Annotated in this window: 2 protein-coding genes; one reads left to right on the forward strand and one right to left on the reverse strand. The window is 67.1% G+C overall.

What is annotated here, in order from left to right:
• The coding region (locus ACK41V_RS23750; RefSeq protein ID WP_409786162.1) for a hypothetical protein at positions 1 to 187 on the forward strand (187 nt) is incomplete at its 5' end.
• 104 nt (positions 188 to 291) lie between these two features.
• Here ACK41V_RS23750 and ACK41V_RS23755 read toward each other — a convergent pair.
• Positions 292 to 561 carry a hypothetical protein gene (locus tag ACK41V_RS23755; RefSeq protein ID WP_409786164.1) on the reverse strand — a complete coding sequence of 90 codons (270 nt, stop codon included), beginning with the start codon at positions 559 to 561 and terminating at the stop codon, positions 292 to 294.
• Positions 562 to 574: the final 13 nt, after the last annotated feature.

A 574-nucleotide genomic window follows, 5' to 3' on the forward strand; every position in this document is an offset into this window, starting at 1 on the left:
GGAGGCGGACGCGCCCGGGTCGCGATTGCTGGTGGCCAGCGAGTGGATGGCAGCCCGCAACGAGGGCGAGGTGGGGGTGCGCGTGTTTGGTATCATAGTGTCACGCGGGCTGGTGGTGAGGGGGCTGGGGTCGGTGGGCACGCTGCTGGGGCTGCTGCTGCGTCTGCAGCCAGCCAAGAGCGAGTGAGCGCCGTGTGCGTCTTTACGTGCGTGTGCATCTTATCACTGGCGCGCGTGTTGCGTACACCTTTGTGTCACTGTTGCGTGCGTGCCTGCGCTGCATTTGTCCGCCTACTCCAATACAGGCACCAGCCACGATGCCGTCCGTTGCATGGCCTTCTTGATCTCCACAGTCAGAAGCTCAGCCGGCGCCTCGTCCTCCTCCTCCGCCTCCACGTCGCTGTCCACACGCTTGACATGCGGCACCACTGTCGACATCATGGGCGCGCGGCCAGCACGGCGGGGCGCGGGGGACGAGGAGCTGGAGTCCAGCGACACGGACGGCGTGCCAGAGTCCTCCATGGCGCGCTCGCTGCGCGTCGTGCCTTGTCGGAGCGGCATCCCGCGCTCAGTG

The organism is Acidovorax sp. (assembly GCF_046291265.1).
Lineage (GTDB): Bacteria > Pseudomonadota > Gammaproteobacteria > Burkholderiales > Burkholderiaceae_C > Acidovorax.